Annotated in this window: 25 protein-coding genes; 21 read left to right on the top strand and 4 right to left on the bottom strand. The window is 66.3% G+C overall.

Annotated elements, in window-relative coordinates; translation table 11 throughout:
* Positions 1-2,409, bottom strand: a 2,409-nt coding sequence (locus TSO5_RS03600) for a PriCT-2 domain-containing protein (protein ID WP_199230794.1), incomplete at its 3' end; no start/stop codon positions are given.
* A 254-nt stretch (positions 2,410-2,663) separates the two neighbouring features.
* On the opposite strand from TSO5_RS03600, the gene TSO5_RS03595 reads away from it, so the two are divergent.
* The 20 genes from TSO5_RS03595 to TSO5_RS03500 all read left to right on the top strand — a co-directional run bounded on the left by TSO5_RS03595 (position 2,664) and on the right by TSO5_RS03500 (position 14,123).
* The gene (locus TSO5_RS03595) at positions 2,664-3,968 is read left to right on the top strand and encodes an AAA family ATPase (protein WP_158282347.1); all 1,305 of its coding nucleotides are present in this window, start codon (positions 2,664-2,666) and stop codon (positions 3,966-3,968) included.
* 40 nt (positions 3,969-4,008) lie between these two features.
* Positions 4,009-4,665, top strand: coding sequence for a hypothetical protein (locus tag TSO5_RS03590; protein ID WP_146203678.1), 657 nt, complete (start codon positions 4,009-4,011; stop codon positions 4,663-4,665).
* A complete protein-coding gene (locus tag TSO5_RS03585; protein ID WP_109150285.1) occupies positions 4,665-5,090 on the top strand; it encodes an ASCH domain-containing protein in 426 nt (141 codons plus the stop codon). The genes TSO5_RS03590 and TSO5_RS03585 overlap by 1 nt, the downstream gene beginning before the upstream one ends.
* The gene (locus TSO5_RS03580; protein WP_146203677.1) at positions 5,083-5,493 is read left to right on the top strand and encodes a hypothetical protein; all 411 of its coding nucleotides are present in this window, start codon (positions 5,083-5,085) and stop codon (positions 5,491-5,493) included. Before TSO5_RS03585 ends, TSO5_RS03580 begins: the two co-directional genes overlap by 8 nt.
* Positions 5,490-5,711 carry a hypothetical protein gene (locus TSO5_RS03575; RefSeq protein ID WP_146203676.1) on the top strand — a complete coding sequence of 74 codons (222 nt, stop codon included), beginning with the start codon at positions 5,490-5,492 and terminating at the stop codon, positions 5,709-5,711. Before TSO5_RS03580 ends, TSO5_RS03575 begins: the two co-directional genes overlap by 4 nt.
* Complete coding sequence (locus TSO5_RS03570) at positions 5,708-6,100, top strand: hypothetical protein (RefSeq protein WP_199230793.1); 393 nt, start codon at positions 5,708-5,710, stop codon at positions 6,098-6,100. Before TSO5_RS03575 ends, TSO5_RS03570 begins: the two co-directional genes overlap by 4 nt.
* A 37-nt stretch (positions 6,101-6,137) precedes the next feature.
* Positions 6,138-6,902 carry an RNA polymerase sigma factor gene (locus TSO5_RS03565; protein ID WP_109150282.1) on the top strand — a complete coding sequence of 255 codons (765 nt, stop codon included), beginning with the start codon at positions 6,138-6,140 and terminating at the stop codon, positions 6,900-6,902.
* A 469-nt stretch (positions 6,903-7,371) separates the two neighbouring features.
* Positions 7,372-7,737 (top strand): LuxR C-terminal-related transcriptional regulator, encoded by a 366-nt coding sequence (locus TSO5_RS33765; protein ID WP_348981044.1) that lies wholly within the window; start codon positions 7,372-7,374, stop codon positions 7,735-7,737.
* Positions 7,737-8,234 carry an RNA polymerase sigma factor gene (locus tag TSO5_RS03555; protein WP_109150281.1) on the top strand — a complete coding sequence of 166 codons (498 nt, stop codon included), beginning with the start codon at positions 7,737-7,739 and terminating at the stop codon, positions 8,232-8,234. The genes TSO5_RS33765 and TSO5_RS03555 overlap by 1 nt, the downstream gene beginning before the upstream one ends.
* Before the next feature lie 78 nt (positions 8,235-8,312).
* On the top strand, positions 8,313-8,870 hold the full coding sequence (locus TSO5_RS03550) for a LuxR C-terminal-related transcriptional regulator (protein WP_247870573.1): 558 nt from the start codon (positions 8,313-8,315) through the stop codon (positions 8,868-8,870).
* On the top strand, positions 8,870-9,061 hold the full coding sequence (locus TSO5_RS03545) for a hypothetical protein (RefSeq protein ID WP_109150279.1): 192 nt from the start codon (positions 8,870-8,872) through the stop codon (positions 9,059-9,061). The genes TSO5_RS03550 and TSO5_RS03545 overlap by 1 nt, the downstream gene beginning before the upstream one ends.
* A gap of 2 nt (positions 9,062-9,063) precedes the next feature.
* Positions 9,064-9,546 (top strand): hypothetical protein, encoded by a 483-nt coding sequence (locus tag TSO5_RS03540; RefSeq protein WP_109150278.1) that lies wholly within the window; start codon positions 9,064-9,066, stop codon positions 9,544-9,546.
* The gene (locus TSO5_RS03535; RefSeq protein WP_109150277.1) at positions 9,543-10,055 is read left to right on the top strand and encodes a hypothetical protein; all 513 of its coding nucleotides are present in this window, start codon (positions 9,543-9,545) and stop codon (positions 10,053-10,055) included. Before TSO5_RS03540 ends, TSO5_RS03535 begins: the two co-directional genes overlap by 4 nt.
* Entirely contained in the window at positions 10,052-10,675 is a 624-nt protein-coding gene (locus TSO5_RS03530) for a hypothetical protein (protein WP_109150276.1), read from the top strand. The genes TSO5_RS03535 and TSO5_RS03530 overlap by 4 nt, the downstream gene beginning before the upstream one ends.
* On the top strand, positions 10,672-11,508 hold the full coding sequence (locus TSO5_RS03525; RefSeq protein WP_247870572.1) for a phosphohydrolase: 837 nt from the start codon (positions 10,672-10,674) through the stop codon (positions 11,506-11,508). The genes TSO5_RS03530 and TSO5_RS03525 overlap by 4 nt, the downstream gene beginning before the upstream one ends.
* Positions 11,505-12,224 carry a hypothetical protein gene (locus tag TSO5_RS03520; RefSeq protein ID WP_146203675.1) on the top strand — a complete coding sequence of 240 codons (720 nt, stop codon included), beginning with the start codon at positions 11,505-11,507 and terminating at the stop codon, positions 12,222-12,224. The genes TSO5_RS03525 and TSO5_RS03520 overlap by 4 nt, the downstream gene beginning before the upstream one ends.
* A complete protein-coding gene (locus TSO5_RS03515) occupies positions 12,221-12,499 on the top strand; it encodes a hypothetical protein (protein ID WP_109150274.1) in 279 nt (92 codons plus the stop codon). Before TSO5_RS03520 ends, TSO5_RS03515 begins: the two co-directional genes overlap by 4 nt.
* Positions 12,496-12,876: a hypothetical protein gene (locus TSO5_RS03510; protein WP_109150273.1), complete on the top strand. Its 381-nt coding sequence runs from the start codon at positions 12,496-12,498 to the stop codon at positions 12,874-12,876. The genes TSO5_RS03515 and TSO5_RS03510 overlap by 4 nt, the downstream gene beginning before the upstream one ends.
* Positions 12,873-13,334, top strand: a complete 462-nt coding sequence (locus TSO5_RS03505) for a macro domain-containing protein (protein ID WP_109150272.1) — start codon at positions 12,873-12,875, stop codon at positions 13,332-13,334. The genes TSO5_RS03510 and TSO5_RS03505 overlap by 4 nt, the downstream gene beginning before the upstream one ends.
* 42 nt (positions 13,335-13,376) lie before the next feature.
* A complete protein-coding gene (locus tag TSO5_RS03500) occupies positions 13,377-14,123 on the top strand; it encodes a hypothetical protein (protein WP_109150271.1) in 747 nt (248 codons plus the stop codon).
* Here TSO5_RS03500 and TSO5_RS03495 read toward each other — a convergent pair.
* Positions 14,114-14,608 (bottom strand): hypothetical protein, encoded by a 495-nt coding sequence (locus TSO5_RS03495; protein WP_109150270.1) that lies wholly within the window; start codon positions 14,606-14,608, stop codon positions 14,114-14,116. The genes TSO5_RS03500 and TSO5_RS03495 overlap by 10 nt on opposite strands.
* Entirely contained in the window at positions 14,608-15,075 is a 468-nt protein-coding gene (locus TSO5_RS03490; RefSeq protein WP_146203674.1) for a hypothetical protein, read from the bottom strand. The genes TSO5_RS03495 and TSO5_RS03490 overlap by 1 nt, the downstream gene beginning before the upstream one ends.
* A gap of 145 nt (positions 15,076-15,220) precedes the next feature.
* On the opposite strand from TSO5_RS03490, the gene TSO5_RS03485 reads away from it, so the two are divergent.
* Positions 15,221-15,475: a hypothetical protein gene (locus tag TSO5_RS03485; protein WP_109150268.1), complete on the top strand. Its 255-nt coding sequence runs from the start codon at positions 15,221-15,223 to the stop codon at positions 15,473-15,475.
* A 111-nt stretch (positions 15,476-15,586) separates the two neighbouring features.
* On the opposite strand, the gene TSO5_RS32575 is transcribed toward TSO5_RS03485, so the two are convergent.
* Positions 15,587-15,919: a hypothetical protein gene (locus TSO5_RS32575; protein WP_158282346.1), complete on the bottom strand. Its 333-nt coding sequence runs from the start codon at positions 15,917-15,919 to the stop codon at positions 15,587-15,589.
* Positions 15,920-16,018 lie beyond the last annotated feature (99 nt).

Raw genomic sequence — 16,018 nt, 5'->3', positions numbered from 1 at the left:
GATCTGGCCGGACTGGGCCAACACGTCGATGATGTCGCGGCGGTCGCGGGTGCTGATGCCCTGCGTCCGGCGGGTCAACTCGTTCATCGGCAGCTTGCCGCCCGGCGCCTCGCGGATCAGCTTCAACACCGTCTTGACCCGCCGCTCCTGCTCGTTCTCGGCGACGTTCTCCGATGCGCGGCGCACGACGTGGTCGATCAGCATGCTGGCCAGATCCAGGCCCCACTGGGCGTCGATCTCCTCCACCGTGGCGCGGTAGGGATCGCGGCCGACGGCGTGGATGAACGCCAGCTTCTTGGCCTGTTCCACGAACCGGCCGTAGATGGACGCCATGCCGCTGGCGGCGTGCTTCTTGCGGTTCTGCCATTCCCAGACCATCGCCTCGCGGAACATCGCCTCCGCGGCCAGGACCGAGCTCACTGGCCGCATGCTGGGGGCCGTCTCGGCATTCACGCCGGCCAGATTGCCGGCGTTCGGGTCGCCGCCGCGGTCGTAGACGGTGCGGAGCGCTGCCGCGATACCGGGCGGGGTGGCGCCGGACTTCGGTTCGAACACCGGGTAGGGGTAGTCCTCGCGGGATTCGAACACCATGAACCGGGCGATGCTGCCGTCGGTCAGGGCGGCGGTGTTCAGCCCGCTCCAGACGTGCGTCTCGGCGGTCACGCCGAACACCGTCAGGTGCGGGTGCTGCACGACCCGCGGGGCGGCGGCTTTGCGATCGGCGCGGTCCTTCTCCGAATACCGGCCGGCGGATTTGGTGTAAAGCTGCGTCCAGACATTCACCACCTCGCGCATGTGCGGCGGGGCCTTGCTGTCCAGCGCGGCTTTCAGGAACATGCCGAACTCGTCGATGGCGTAGATCGTCACGGGGTGGTCCACGATGCGCGAATTGACAGCCGCGCCGCTGGCCGGCGCCATGCCGCCGAGGCAATTCCCCAGCTTGGCGTCCTCCAGAATCTGCTCCACCTGGCCCAGCACATGCCCCTTGCCGCTGCCCGACGGCGCGATGCCGAGCAGGTACAAATTGGCGCGGATGTTGCTGCCGAAGGTATAGCGGCGACCCATGGCGGTTCCGACGATGGCCAGGGAGGCGGCGAGCGCCAGCTCGGGCTGCGGGTAGATGGCTGATGCCACAATGTGGTCGCGGATGTCGCGCAGCAGGCCGACCGGCTCGGGGAAGGCGTTGGTTGCGGTCTCGATCAGCACGGACCGGTTCGGTTCCTCTTCCTGCGTGATCGGCTGGGCGGGGGCGATGGGATCCTCCATCTCCCAGTCCTCGTCCTCCTCCTGCAGCTCCGGCGCGCCCGCCGACGCCGACCGGTTGGCGCGGTTCAGCGCGTTCACGCGGATCGCGCCGAGATCGAAGATGTGGTCGAAGGTGTAGCCGTGGTCGCGCGCCATCAGGTATAGGGCCAGCGGCGAGCCACCGCCCTGCAGGCTGCGGTACTTGCGGCGCGCCACGTCGTCGTCGTGCTTTTTGGACCGGGCCGACCACTCGACGAACGCATCCTCGCCGGCGTCGCCCACCGCGGCCTTCACCTTCGACCCGACCGACAGCCACTCGTCGTACGCCAGGTCGTCGTTCGGGATGGCGTTGAGGTAGTCCACCACCTCGTGCAGCGCGACCTCCGTCCCGCCGTCGGCGGCCAGCTGGCGCGTCCATTCGCGGGCGGCCATCTCCTCGCGCTCCGGCAGGCGCAGCATCACCTCGTCCGTCTCGCCGCGGTGCACACCCGACCGGCGGGGCAGCGGGTCGCGCACGCCAGGGCCCAGGATCGGCGCGGCGATGTAGTGGGGCTCGGCGGCGTTGTAGAGCGCCGCATCGATGTGATCCCGCTCGCGCGCCCAGGTGCGCAGCTGCACGTCGTTCAGCGGACGGTCCAGCCAGAACCACAGACGCGCGTTCAGCGTGTCGCCCTTGAAGCCCTGACCGCTGGTGAATTGCCACCAGCAGCTCGCTTCCTGGAACTCGTCGGGTAGCTGGCCGCGCAGGTATTCGATGGCGTCGTCCGGATCGCTGACCGGATCGGTTCCGGCAGGCATCGGCACCTTGTCCATGTCGATGGCCAGCCAGCGGCGCGGCTGCGCGCGGAAAGCGGCCGGCTGCATGGGCTTGCTGATGCTGGTGCGACGCACCGGAAACTCCAGGCTCCACGCGCCGCTCGCCGCCCCGCGGATCACGAAGGCCTTCGGGTTGGCGCTGTGCTGTTGCAGCAGTGCCGCCAGATCATCGAAGCTGTTGACCGGCACCTCGCGGGCCATGAACCACGTACCGGCGTCGTAGCCGTCGATCACCGTGCCGGTGGCACCCGGGCCCAGCCGGATCCGCTTCGTGGCCCGGTGGTCTTCCGTGCATTCGAGAATGGTGACGGTGTCGGCGTGCGCCGGCGCCGGTTGGAGAGCAACCATGCTCAACTCCTGGGGTGTAGGGGGCGGCTTTCGTCATAAACGTCAGTTTCATCAAGCCGCCTTCCCCATCTACGCCAACGCCCGCCGCCGCGCAAGTCCTTTATGGACTATTTTATGCGGCGCCTCTCGCTGAACCTATGGATAACCATTGCTGCGCCGCAATTTTGCGAAATGACAAAACAGACTATTTACACGCGGCGCGACGCCTGACAGGTTGGATGTCGACCCACCGCACGATATTCGAGGAGCGCGCCATGTCGGCGACCAACCGCCTCACCCTGTCCAGTGAGCAGGAGGAGGCGCTCCGCATCATCCAGGAAACCATCGACGGCGCCATGGCCATCAGCCGGCTCTACGGCGGGGCCGAGATTGTCCTGCAAGGATTCGCTGGGACCGGGAAGACTTTTTCAGTCCAGGAACTGGTCCTCCGCAACCCGCGCATCCCGATCGTCCTGACGGCACCCACCAACAAGGCGGTTAAGGTGCTGGTGCAGAAGAACCGGGCCGCCGGTCTCGATACGCCTTGCATGACGATCTACAAGCTGCTGGGCGTGAAGCCGGGCAACAGCGACGAGAAGCGGTCGCTGAAGAAGGACGGGCGCGATTCCAGCCAGGACTTCCGGATCGTCATCATCGACGAGTGCAGCATGCTGAACTCCGAGATGATGACCTACATCCGCCGCATGCTGAACCGGCACATCGTCATCTATGTGGGCGATCCGAAGCAGCTTCCGCCGGTCGGCGAGGATCTGAGCGTGTCGTTCAATACCGAGCGCCGCGCCGTGCTGAGCACCATCATGCGACAGCGCGACGAGAATCCCATCATCGCGCTGACCGCCGACATCCGCGGCATGATCGACACGGGCGTGATCGACTGGGATGCCTTCGCGCCGGCGACCGGCTCCGACGGCAGCGGTATCTACCGCGCCGACGGCAATCTGGACGCCTGGGTGCTGGACGGCTTTCTCAGCCAAACCTTCCGCGACGACAACGACGCCTTCCGGTATCTGGCCTGGACCAACAACACCGTGGCGAACGTCAACAAGATGGTCCGCGCCGCGGTCTATGGCGAAAACGCCCCGCCGTTCGTCGAGGGCGAGCGCCTGCTGTTCCGCCGGCCCGTGATGCAGGTCCAGGCGGGCCGGCCGGTGACCGTGTTCAGCACCGACGAGGAAGCGGTCGTCCAGCGGGTCGAGGCGACCACTGGCCCCCGCGGCGTGCCGGTCTGGGCGCTGGACATGAAGAACGACGAGGACGTGCGCGGCGAGGTGCTGGTGGTCCGCGAGGACGGCCGGGATTTCTACAACGCCCTGGAATACGAACTGAAGAACGCCGCTCGGGCCGATCGCTCCAACTGGCCGGCCTACTTCCTGTTCACCGAGCAATTCAGCGAAGTGCAGAGCGTCTACGCCATGACCGTCCACCGGTCTCAGGGCAGCACGTTCGGGACGGTGTTCGTGGACCTGCCGGACATCTCCAAGAACCGCGGGAGACCGCAGGAGATGGCCAAGCTCCTGTATGTCGCCGCCAGCCGGCCGAGCCGGTTCCTGGTGATCTGACCACCGCCCCAATCAATCGATCAATTCACGGGAGACCCGCATGTCTATGCAGGATGAAGAAGCCAGCCCCTCCAACGGCAACGCGGAGCCCGGTCTGCGCAAGCCGCCCACTGACATGAACGACGCGCCGGAAATCAAGCGGATCCGGCCGCTGATCGAGCGCGCTCGCAAGGGGGAGACGCTGACCGACGACGAGATGACCGACCTGTACTGCGATGTCCCAGTCTTGTTGGACTGGGCCGATGATTATCGCGAGAGCCGCCAATACTGGATGGAGCGCGCTGAGGGTGCGGCCGGGTCCACCACCCCCGACACCTTCTGCGGCTTCCCGCCCAACGCCGACGGCACCGTCCACGGCGATCTGCCCGACGACGCGGCCGGCGCCCACCACAGCGATCATCTGAAGGCTGCCGGCTACGATGTCCACTGCGTGCGGCTCGATGAGGACGCTGATCCGGAAACCACCCCCTGCTGGCGCCCGGCCCCGCCCCGCGGCGACGGCTGGACGCTGGCTTGGAAGGCGCAGGACGAAGACGGCTGGAACGCCGTGTGGTGGCGGCCGACCGCGCAGAAGCGGCTGGAGAAGCTGGCCACCATGGTGCTGGGCCTGGGGCTGGTCAGTACGGGCGGCAAGGTGGTCAAGGATTACGCCCGCGAGTGCCTGGGCATCACCACCGTCGCGGTTGGGGGTGAGTGATGCGCGCCATCAGCTTATGGCAGCCGTGGGCATCGCTGATCTTCGCCGGCCGCAAGCGGTTCGAGACGCGCGGCTACGACTATCCGAATAATCTGCATGGATCCGTGATCGCCATCCATGCCGCCAAGAAGGTCGTCCCGTCCTGGATGGCCGGTGACGCTGTCTGCAAAATCTGCATGAAGGAATTTGGCGGCTTCTATCAATCCGAGCTGCCGCACGGATATGTGCTGGGAACCGCAAGACTGGTTGCTTCCTGGCCAACTGCCGGAGAATTGGCCCCGGCCGTCAGCGACGACGAGCGTGCCGTCGGCAACTGGTTCCCTGGTCGCTTCGCCTGGGAACTGGCCGATATCACCCCGCTACCGGAACCCATTCCGGCCAAGGGCAAACAGGGCTGGTGGAACTGGGAGGTGCCCAATGCCTGACGCACCCACTCACATCCAACTCGCAACCATGCGCGGCACCTTGGACGTTGCCGGTATGCCTGGCGGGCTGCTCTGGGCGCTCCGCAAATACGATGACCTGCGGGCCGGCGGGAACTATGAGCAGGCCGATGCGGAATCGCGCCGCCCGCCGACGGAGATCGGGGAACACCTCACCCGCCTCCATCGTGGCATGATGCGCCTCACCTACCGCAGCGTGCTGGCGGTGGCCCGTCGACACAGCGGCGTCTGCCCGGTCTACGTGCGGCAGCACCTCGGCACGCTCAGCAGCCTGATGGGGCTTTTCTATTGGAACGACGGCACCGGCGAGACGCGAAGGCGTCTGCTCCTGCTGGCGTGGCGCAAGGGTGCGCATCCCCCGAGCGGTAAGGAGTCGGCGCCGTGAGTCAATCGCGCCTCATGTCCGCCGTCGAGGCGGCAGCCAATACGGCTTCCGGCTTCGTGCTGTCCTGGCTGGCCGGCATGGTGATCTACCCGCTCATCGGCTGGCCGGTCAGCGCGGCGCAGAACACCGTGGTCGTGACCGCTTTCACCATCATCAGCCTGCTCCGCTCGTTTGTGTGGCGCAGGATTTTCAATCACATCCATCAGAAGGGATCATGAGGATGAATCAGGGCAACAAGGACATCATCTATCACGGCCTCCATGTCGCCGTCGCCGAATGCCACGGCGCGTCGCGCGCGGCCGGCTGGTACACCGATCTGAAGACCGGCCAGCCGCTGCAGCGGAACGTGCCGGAGATGCTGTGCCTGATCCACAGCGAGATCAGCGAGGCCATGGAGGGCTATCGCAAGGGCCTCCAGGACGACAAGCTGCCGCACCGGAAGATGGTCGAGGTGGAGCTGGCCGACGCCCTGATCCGCATCTTCGACCTGGCCGGCTACCTGGAACTGGATGTGGGCGGCGCGGTGCTGGAGAAAATGGCCTTCAATGCCAACCGGCCGGATCACAAGCCGGAGAACCGGGTGCTGGACGGCGGCAAGAAGTTTTGATCGAAGATAGTCCAAATCGGACTTGCGAGGGGACGCTATGCCGCGCACGCTGACGCCGGAGGAGATCGGCACCATTCGATTCCACCTCCAGCGCGGCGTGCGCCGGGGGACGGTGGCCGGCTGGTTCGGCGTCCGCGTGATCGACATGCTCGACGCACTGGAGGCTGCGGACCAGCCGGCACAGCCTCCAGCGCCACCACCGCCCCCGCCGCCCGCAGCGGACGCGCCCGCCCCTCCCCCGCCGGTCACCGTGCCGCGGGTCAGGGCGCTACCGGCGGCGCTCCCGCCTACCATGATCAAACCGCAGGCCGCGCGTCGGTCGCTCCCGTCCGACTTTGAGCGGCAGGTGGCGGAGCAATCACACAAGCTTGCCGGCTTGGCCTGGAGCCTGACGCGCAACAATGCGGCGGCCGAGGATCTGATCAGCGAGACGGTTCTGAAAGCGCTGGAGAAGCGCGATCAGTTCCGCGACGGCACCAGCATTGGCGCGTGGATGGCCACCATCATGCGAAATATGCGGATCAACGAGCATCGCTCGGCCGCGTCCCGGAAGCGGACCGACGTGGAGGACTTGGAGTTTCACATGCCGGCGCAGCCTCCCGCCCAGCACGTCACGGTCGAACTGCGCGAGGCGCTGCGGGCGCTGGACGATCTGCCGGACCACATGCGCCGGGTGATCGACTTGGTGCGGGTGGAAGGCTGCAGCTACGAAGAGGCGGCCCAGCGTGAGGGCGTGAACATCGGCACCATCAAGTCGCGCCTGAGCCGCGCCACCGAGCGCCTGGAGGCGGTCTGCGCTTAAGGATAAATAGTCCAGATAGGACTAAAAAGGTGTTGCAGGGGACGAGCGTCACTGGTACCTCGGAATCACAGAGCGGCGCACGATGAAGATGGCGCCAATCCAGTGAGCGGCAACTGTCGGGTCGGCCGGAACCCGCCGCACCGTCCGGTAACGAAGCCGATGGAGGCCACCATGCCACCGGCCGGGGAAAGCCCGGCGCAACCTCCAGCCCGAAGGAAAGGTAGGTCGAGAATGACCAGTATGTGACGGCGGAAGCCGCAAGACCCCTCCCGCTGGCGTGCGGGCCGGAGCCAAGCCGGGACTTGGCGTTGAGGGTGAGGGGAGGCCCCCTCGGGTAATCGCCCAAAAAACACCGCCTCCTGCTTCCGGAGGAAGAAGACCGGACCCCAGCCCCGTAGACCGTCAAACCGGTCGCGGGGCTTGAGGCGTCAGAGGCTCAGCCTTCCCCCCTCAAAATTCGGAGATTGCCGTGCACAAGAATGTCACCTATTCCATCGAATCCCTGACCGAAGAAGCCATGGACGAGGCCGCCCGAGAGATCGCCGCCGTGGTGGACCGTCTCAACGCCACCGGACGCGTGCGCATCAGCATTACCAGCGGCACGACGCAGGACTCGCTGCGCGTCGGCAACCACAGCATCTCCCCGCGCGAACTCCAGCTTCTGCAGCGCCTGATGGTGGGCGACAGCAACAAGGTGATTGCCCACAAGATCGGCATCACCGAGGCGACCGTGAAGGTTCATCTGAAGAGCCTGCTGCGCAAGATCGGCGCCACCAACCGCACCCAGGCCGCCATCTGGGCGATGAACAACGGCGTCGAGAAGGCGGCTGCGTGATGTCCGGCCCGCCCGACGACTTCGGCACCCAGCTGGGCGCCATGTTGCCGGCCATGCGCCGCCGAGCGCGCAATCTGACGAAGGACCGCACTCGGGCTGAGGAGTTGGTCGGCGACACGGCGTTGCGGGCTTGGAGTAGCCGCGAACGCTTCGATGGGCAGAACCTGGGCGGTTGGTTGAACCGGATCATGGTGAACCTGCACATCAATGACCGTCGACGCCGCAAGCTGGTCCAGGAGATCGCGACCGAGGACGCTGCCTTCGACAAGCTGATGGCGCCGGTGGCCCGGCAGGACGTCGCGGTCGAGTTGCGGCAAACGCTGTCCTTCATCGACCAGATCCCAGAGCCGTGGCGCGGCCTGTTCATTGCGGCCAAGATCGACGGCGTCACCTACCAGGAACTTGCCCAGGCCGAAGGCCTTCCAATGGGCACCATCCAATCGCGCATCCATCGCGCGACGGCGCGTCTCGAACGGGCGATGGGCGGCCGGGAATAGGCCGGCACCGCAAATCCAGAGGAAAACATGGAAGCGATCCAGCAGGAGGGCGCCCCGCCCTCGTTCAGGGAGTGCGTCTTGGCGGCAGCCCGCGCCGGCGCGGCCGAGGGCGTGTCGATGGAGACCATCAAGCGCACCGTGCGCGAGGTCTGCGAGGCGGCGATCGGGCTGAAAATTCCCGCCAAGCCGACCACCGGCCCGCTGGCGCGCATGCCGCTCCGCCAATTCGAGATCGGCTACGGTGCCGCGGCTGGGCTCAGCAACAAGGAGATCGCCAATCACCTGGAGATCTCCGAGGCGACGGTGAAGGTCCACATGAAGGCCGCCTTCAGGCTGCTGGATGTCGACAACCGCTCGTCCCTGGCCCGCATTTTCAATGACGCTGGGATCACGTTCGACCGCGACCGCGACCTGCTGGAGCGCTCCAGCATCACCGTCGCGGATCTGCGCGACGACGAGCGCGACCTGATCAAGCTGCTGGCCGACGGCAAGACGGACGAGGAGATCGCCGCGATCCTGTCGACCAGCGTGCCCCGAGCCAAGGGGCGCGTCCGCTCCCTGCTGGCCCGCATCAACACCAACAACCGGACGTCGGCGGCCCGCTGGTGGTTTGCCGCGAACAAGGAATCCGCCTGATGAGCAACAGCACCCTGCGCGCCGCTGCGCGCCTGTTCGACGCGGTCGCGACCGCCGCCGAATATGTTGGCAACGGCATCCTGCGCGACGACGCGAAAGACCGCGCCGCCGAGTGCCGCGGCGAACCGACATCCCGCGACGCGCTCGACGGCGTGTTCCGCGATTTTTTCTCCAGTTCGCGGGGGCGGTGATCATGAGCGCCATCAAGATAACCATGAACGCGCAGGCCGTGCGCGAGATGGTCGAGCGGCACCCGGACGCGCTGGTCGAGATCGAGCGCAAGGTGCTGGAGCAGGCCGCCGAGGCCCTCGCCCGCCGGGTGCTGGGCCGGGCCGCCGAGTTCATCGACGCCACGATCAGCAGCGAGGTCGGCAGCGAAGTGCGCGGGCTGATGCTCCCCAGCGGCAAGCTGCGGGAGGCAGTGCGGCCGGCCATCTCCGCCATCATCAAGGAGACCGATCTCCGCGAGATGGTGCGCACCGCCGCGGCCGAGATCGCCAATACGGTGATCGACTCGCACTTCACGCGGCGCGCCGAAGAAGCTGAGAAGGTCGCCGAAGCCAAGGGCAAGGAGGCGGCGCGGCAAACCATCCGCGACTTCCTCGACGATCTCCGCGACGGCGGTGACGTTCACGCCCGCTTGTCGGCCTGGGCGCGTGGGGAGTATCCGGCATGAGCAAGAAGAACGTTATCCGCATCGGCGACAAGGTCAGGATCCTCGACCCACGCCTGTTCATCCGCTGCGGTTATCCACTCTGCCACAAGGATGTGGTTGACGACCTGGAAAGGAACCGATCGGACGACATCCAGGCTGTCGCCAAGCAATTTGGTATCGCAGCGTCCGGCGTCGTCAGGGACCGTCTCGTGAGCGCACTGGCCTACGGCATCTTGCGCTCCAAGCGCTTCGGTGGCCACGAGCGTAGCATTCACCTCACCGAGCCGCGCGATCATCTGGGCGGTCTCGTCACCACCGTGGCGGACAAGGCCGTTGTGGTGACCGGGTCGTATTTCCCGCCGAGTGGCTACTACGACGACTACGACCCAGGCGGGCTCGACGGCGCCAAGTCGCACGTCATCCTGACGCTCCGGGCCTACGACGACGACCCTGCCGACTTGGACCGCATCCGCTCGGCGGACAGCCGGATCCGCGTTCCCGCCTCGCATGTCGAAAAGGTGACGGCATGACCACCGACGAACCCACCCTATTCCCGCTGGATCCGGCGCCGCAACCGAAGTTCGTCTACTCGCTGAACGGCTACAATTACGAGGCCGACTTCTTCGCCGACCGCCAGCAGGCGCTGGATGCGGCCGTCAGGGCCGTCACCGGCGACACCGCGCCGGCCGCCGAAACCGCCGTCGTCTACACGGCCATCGCCAATCACGCCGCCGACCAGCACCACTACCCCTCCGGCGACGCCCTGATCGGCCAGATGAGCGAAACCGCCATCGAAGACGGCGGCGGCGAGTTTGCCGAGGGCTATCTGGTCGGTGTGACGGAGGAGGAAGCGCAGGAACTGGAGCGCGACCTGCACGCCGCTCTGGACCGCTGGTTCGCGCGCCATCCGCGGCACAGCGCCGCGTGGTTTCTGGCCACGGAGGTGCAACGGCACGAGGTGCCGCTGGGGGTCACCCTCGACCTGCTGGCGCGCCTGGTGCCGGGTCAGGCGTATCGCCGCACCGACGGCACCCAGATCGTCTACCAGCGCCACGCCGGCGACTGGGTCCACACCGATGCCGGTCCGCATCTGGTGACCAGCTTCCTGGCCGCGCTCGACCGCACGCAATTCGAGGAGATCGCCCCGTGACCGCCGACACCATCGTCATCTATCACGGCGGCTGCGCCGATGGATTCGGGGCCGCCTGGGCGGCGTGGCGTGCGCTCGGCAGCACCGCCGAGTACGTCCCCGGCAAATACGGCGAGGACCCGCCGGATGTGACCGACAAGATCGTCTACCTGCTCGACTTCAGCTACAAGCGCCCGGTGCTGGAGCGGATGATCGAGGCGGCTGCCGACGTGGTGGTGCTGGACCACCACAAGACCGCGCAGGCCGATCTGGAGCCGCTGCTGAAAAGCGGCTCCCTGGATGGCGAGTTCGACATGAACCGCAGTGGCGCGGCGATGGCGTGGGACTGGCTCGTGGGAACAACCACTCCAGAACTAATCCGTCACATTCAGGACCGCGATCTCTGGCGATTCGAACTCGACGGCACGCGCGAGATCCACGCCGCGCTGATGAGCCAGCCTTTCAATTTCCCGGCTTGGAACGAGTTCGCCTGGGATCTGGAAAACCCGTCCCGGCGCCCGCTACTGATCGCCGAGGGCGCTGCTATCCTGCGATCGCACGACAAGCTGCTGGGCGACCTGCTGCTGTCCAGCACGCGCCAGATGGTGATCGGCGGCGTGCCAGTCCCGGCGGCGAACCTGCCGTGGAGCATGGCGTCGGACGGCGGCAACCGCCTGTCGGTCGGTCAGCCGTTCGCGGCGAGTTATTACGACGGCAAGGACGCGCGGCACTTCTCGTTGCGCTCCCAAGCCGACGGCGCCGACGTGTCGGAGATCGCCCGGCGTTACGGCGGTGGCGGGCACGCGCGGGCGGCCGGTTTCCGGATGCCGCTGGGGTGGGAGGGCGACCGATGAACGAGCTTGACAAGGTACTTCAATTCGACCCCCTTGCTGCCGCCGAGAAAACCACCGGTCGGCGAAGCGGTGGCGATACACTCACTGGGCTCGTCGGCATGCAAATCGCGGCCAGGCACAATCGCCTGAAACGCGCTGCGCTGCAGGAGGCCGGCGACAGCCACTTCTCGATAAGCGTCGCGGATTTTCGGGCGATCCTGGAGCGGCTTGGCATGACGCTCGCACTGGAATTGCCGTTCCACAGCGAGAAGTTTGGCTACGACGACACGCTGTTCATCTATGCGGGCGGCGGGCTGCTGGCCCGCTTCGACACATACCATGGCGACGCGGTGAATAGCGCCAATGTCTATTACTGCTGGCGGCCTCACGGTTCCGAGCGTGAATGGGACCTGTTCAGCTCCGGCGGATGGGAAGGGCATCCGGAAAACCACCGCCACGGCGACAAATTGACCCCTGAGCAGGACGCTGCCCTGTATTGGGCCGGACATCACGATGCTCGGGAGGGGGTGGCCCATAAGATCGGCCGGCTGCGTGACAAGGGAGCGTTCCTGGATCCGTGGCCCGCGCCTCAATTTCTGTGGCTTTGCCATTATGGCGACAACGAGAGCGCCCCAACCGATGCCGGCAGCACGGAATATTATGGCCGCCTGTGCCGGGAGCGGCTTTCGCTTCTGCCGGCCGAGGTGCAGGCGATGGTCGGCGGGGGTGTGCGATGAACGACGCCGATTCCCTGCGCATATCAATCACGGAGATCGTGAACGACCTCGAAAACGATCCGGAGGCTCTGGCGCGTTACGTCGCCACCAATGGCCCGCTGGAGGTGGATACCGGACTCACCTATGGGCAGGAAATGGGCGCCTGGCCGGTCGGCAGCCAGAAGGCCGACATCATGCGCTTGGTGGCGCGCAACGTGCTGGGTGACCGCTGGGATTACCGAGTGGAGGAGATCGTCGGAGGCGATGTGGTATTGATGATCGGGAGGCAGCGATGAGCGCCGGCGGATTCGACGCCACCCGCAACGACTGGGAAACGCCCTGCCCTTACTGCGGCACCGTCACCACCTGCGACGTGGCGGATGTGGGTGTCGGGTACGTCCAGTGTGGGCACTTTCACTGCACCGCCTGCGGCGCCAGCGAGATCGGCCCGCACGACAAGCCGCGCGAATTGACCGACGACGAGAAGCGCACGGGCTGGTACGGCCCCGGCGCCGAGCCCGGCAGTAGCGCAAACGTGATTGGCGGCAAAATCGTCTCGCACACCGAGATGCGCGACACCTACCACGCCGCGTTCGCCGGCAATCCAGATTACGAGCGGCCGGGCGCGGTCGAGGAGTGGCGGGAGGCGGTGCGCAAGCCGGTGGCGGCATGACGGTCCGCTTTGTCCACGGCGACATCTTCCAGGCTGACGTCTCGGCCATCGTGAACACTGTTAATTGCGTCGGGGTGATGGGCGCCGGCGTGGCGCTGGGTGTCCGTCAGCGCTATCCGGAAGTCATGCCGGAATACATGGCCGCGTGCCGCAGCGGCGCGCTCCAACCCGGCGGGCTGCTGGTCACCACCACGGTCGACGGCCCGATCATCCTCAATGTCGCCACCAAGCGCCACTGGCGCGACCCGTCACGTATCGAGTGGGTCGAGACGGGGCTCGTCAATCTGGCTGCGCATCTGCACAACGACCTGCGCATCGCCAGCGTGGCGGTGCCGCCGCTCGGGTGCGGCAATGGCGGCTTGTCCTGGGCCGCGGTGCGTCCGCTGGTCCTCCGGCACCTGGATCACGTCACGTCCGTGGACATCGTCGTGTACGAGCCGCAGCCCGCCCGTCGCTGATCTGCCACTTCCATCCACAATTTGCAAAGGAGACACCTCGCCATGGATGCGAGCGCTTTCGTGCGCCCGGAGCGGCGCCTCGTCGAGACCACACTCTTTACCGGACACCAGAACGAGGCCATGTTGCGTGCGGCTCGTGACGCGCTGTGCGGTACCGCGCTCCAACGCGGCTACACCCTGATCTCCTGCGACGATTGGGACCTGCTGGAGCGCATCAATCGGGAGAACCTGGACAGCTGGCTGCCGATCATGCACCGGCCGAACGGCGACGGCTGGTTCTGGGTTGGTGCGGCGGACGCGGACGGCCGGATTGTGGCCACCCAGGCCGGCGTGCTGATCGACTGCGGTCAGCGCAGCTTCGGCGACCGGCTGTCGGATCTCAGCTTCTTCTACGCCGATCCGGAGCGCGACAATGGCGTCGGCGAGATGTGCTTCTGTGCCAGCGACACGGCGTTCAAGACGCTCGGCCAATTCTGCTACCTGACGGCCGGCTGGACGCATCCTGCCGCCCGCGGCAAGGGGCTGTTCCATCTGGTCGGCCGAGCGGTGCGCCTGCTGGCCATGGGGCGCTGGTCGCCGAACTGGTGGGGTGGGATGGTGGCGCCCGGCACCGTCCCGCAGTGGGCAGAAAAAAAGGCCGGGAGACGCTTTCTGGAGCATCGCCCGACCATTCTCTACCAGAATCCTCCGTGCGGGTTTGAGTACCCGCCGTTGCATTTCATGCGGATCAGCCGGTCTGCGTTCTTTCTGGACATGCAGGCCGTGATCGACGCTGCCCGTCAAAGCTGAACGCAGGACAGAACCGCCCGCCGCCCCGTGTCGTCGCGCCACCCAACCAGGGTGTGCGTGTAGATGAGCGGGGACGCCAAGCCGTCGAGAGCGATCCGGTTGAACACCGGTTGGCCGCTCTCGACGGCTTCTTCGTAGCTGGCGAACATCGCGTCGCCGAACTCGGTGTCGTCGGCGTCCGCCACGGCGCGGCCAATCTGCTGTCTCGCCCAGGCGCGGCCCATCACGGTCATGGTGGGCACGCCAATGAACTGGAAGCAGAGCGGGCCGCTCGGCTCGGCGGCCAGCAGAACGCACTGGTTCACGAGGCCTCGGTGCTGCAGATATTCCACCACGCCGCGGCTCAGGGTGGGGTGGCGACAGCACTCTGCCGCCACGTCCCGCATCCACTCGGCTGCCTCGCCGAGCGGCCGGCGCTCCAGGCTGGCCCGCACGATTCTCGGTTGGGCCACGCCGCTGATCGCCGGTAGGGTCAAAATAGTCATTACGCTTCCTTTCGTTTCAGGGCGGCGGCTGCCGCCTCGCACCCGGCGCGGAACCGCTCCGGGGTGATGCCGGCCGCCCGCGCGCCGGCCTCCACGATGGCGGTCGGCACGTTGGGCAGAGCCAGCTCGTTGAACGCAGCCAGGCCGTCGCTGAACTCCTCGGCGATCGACTTGGCGGACTGGATCAGGCCCCACATCCGCTGGACGGCGAGATCGTGCTGCTCGCTGGGCGGCTGGTCGTAGGACCGGTTCACCGCCACGTCCGGCCACAGGGCCTGGAGCTTGATCGACACGTCGGCGGGAGTTCTGGTGGGCAGCGCGAACAGCTTCGCCTCCAGATCCGCACGCTTGTCGTTGCGATCCTCCTCGACCGCCGCGTAGGGCTGGCCGCTTGCGACCAGTTCCTCGTGACGGCGCTCATTCTCGATCAGGCCGCGTAACACCGCGGCCGGTCCTTTCTCGTTCATGACCAATCCATTCATGGGTGGTCGGACACCTAAACAGGTGTTCCGATACCTGTATGAGTAGCATCTTTCGGGTTACTGAGGCAAGCTTTTGGTGTATGAATTACCGATATGAGTACCGGAGGATGATTGTTACCGGAGGTGATACGTGGCGCTGTATGGGGAACAGGTCAGGGCAGCGCGCGCTCTATTGCGATGGACACGGCGTGAACTCGCCGACCGCGCCGCTGAGTTTGCGCCGATCTCGCCGGAGACCATCAAGAAGTGGGAGGAGACCGACGGTCCGATCAGCGCGCTGACGCACAAGGCGGACGCCGTGACGCGGGTGTTCGTCGAGGCCGGCGTGGAGCTGCTGAACAGTGATCGGCCTGGTGCGCGATTGGCAACAAAAAAGGCGACCTGACGGTCGCCTATATCACCACGTCCTGGGCCGCCTTGCGCTCCGCCACCCGCCGGTACATTCCGGCGTCGAACTCCATGATGGCGGCGCGCTCCTCCTGGGCGTCCAGGCGGGCTAGAAAGGGATGGAGTGCTCGATCCAGGTGGTCACGATGATCTCCACCAGCCGCTCGAACTGCAGCGGGTGGAACTGGATCAGGTCGACCTTGCCGGTCCCCTCGATGTAGGTGCCGGCCGCGCTGCGCGCCTCGTGGATCCCGCGCACGGACCAATCCGCATCGAACGGCGTGGTGGGGTATATGCCGGCCACCGCCCGGCACAGGAAGGTGTCGAACTCCTCCTCGCTCAGATCGTACAGATTGGTGCGACCGATCGTTTCCAGATACCCGCCGGCGGACTCGATCCCGCGCCAGAGCATGTCCTTGGGCAGCTTCACGGCGGTGGTCATGTGGGCTCTCCAGCAACTGGCGGCTTGAGGGTGGGGATGGGCTCCAGCGCGCGGTCCAGCGCGTCCTTGATGACGTTGATCTGCTGCCGCAGCCGGCAC

The sequence above is a fragment of the Azospirillum sp. TSO5 genome (genome assembly GCF_003116065.1).
Taxonomy (GTDB): domain Bacteria; phylum Pseudomonadota; class Alphaproteobacteria; order Azospirillales; family Azospirillaceae; genus Azospirillum.
This window is presented reverse-complemented; position numbering and strand designations above follow the sequence as displayed.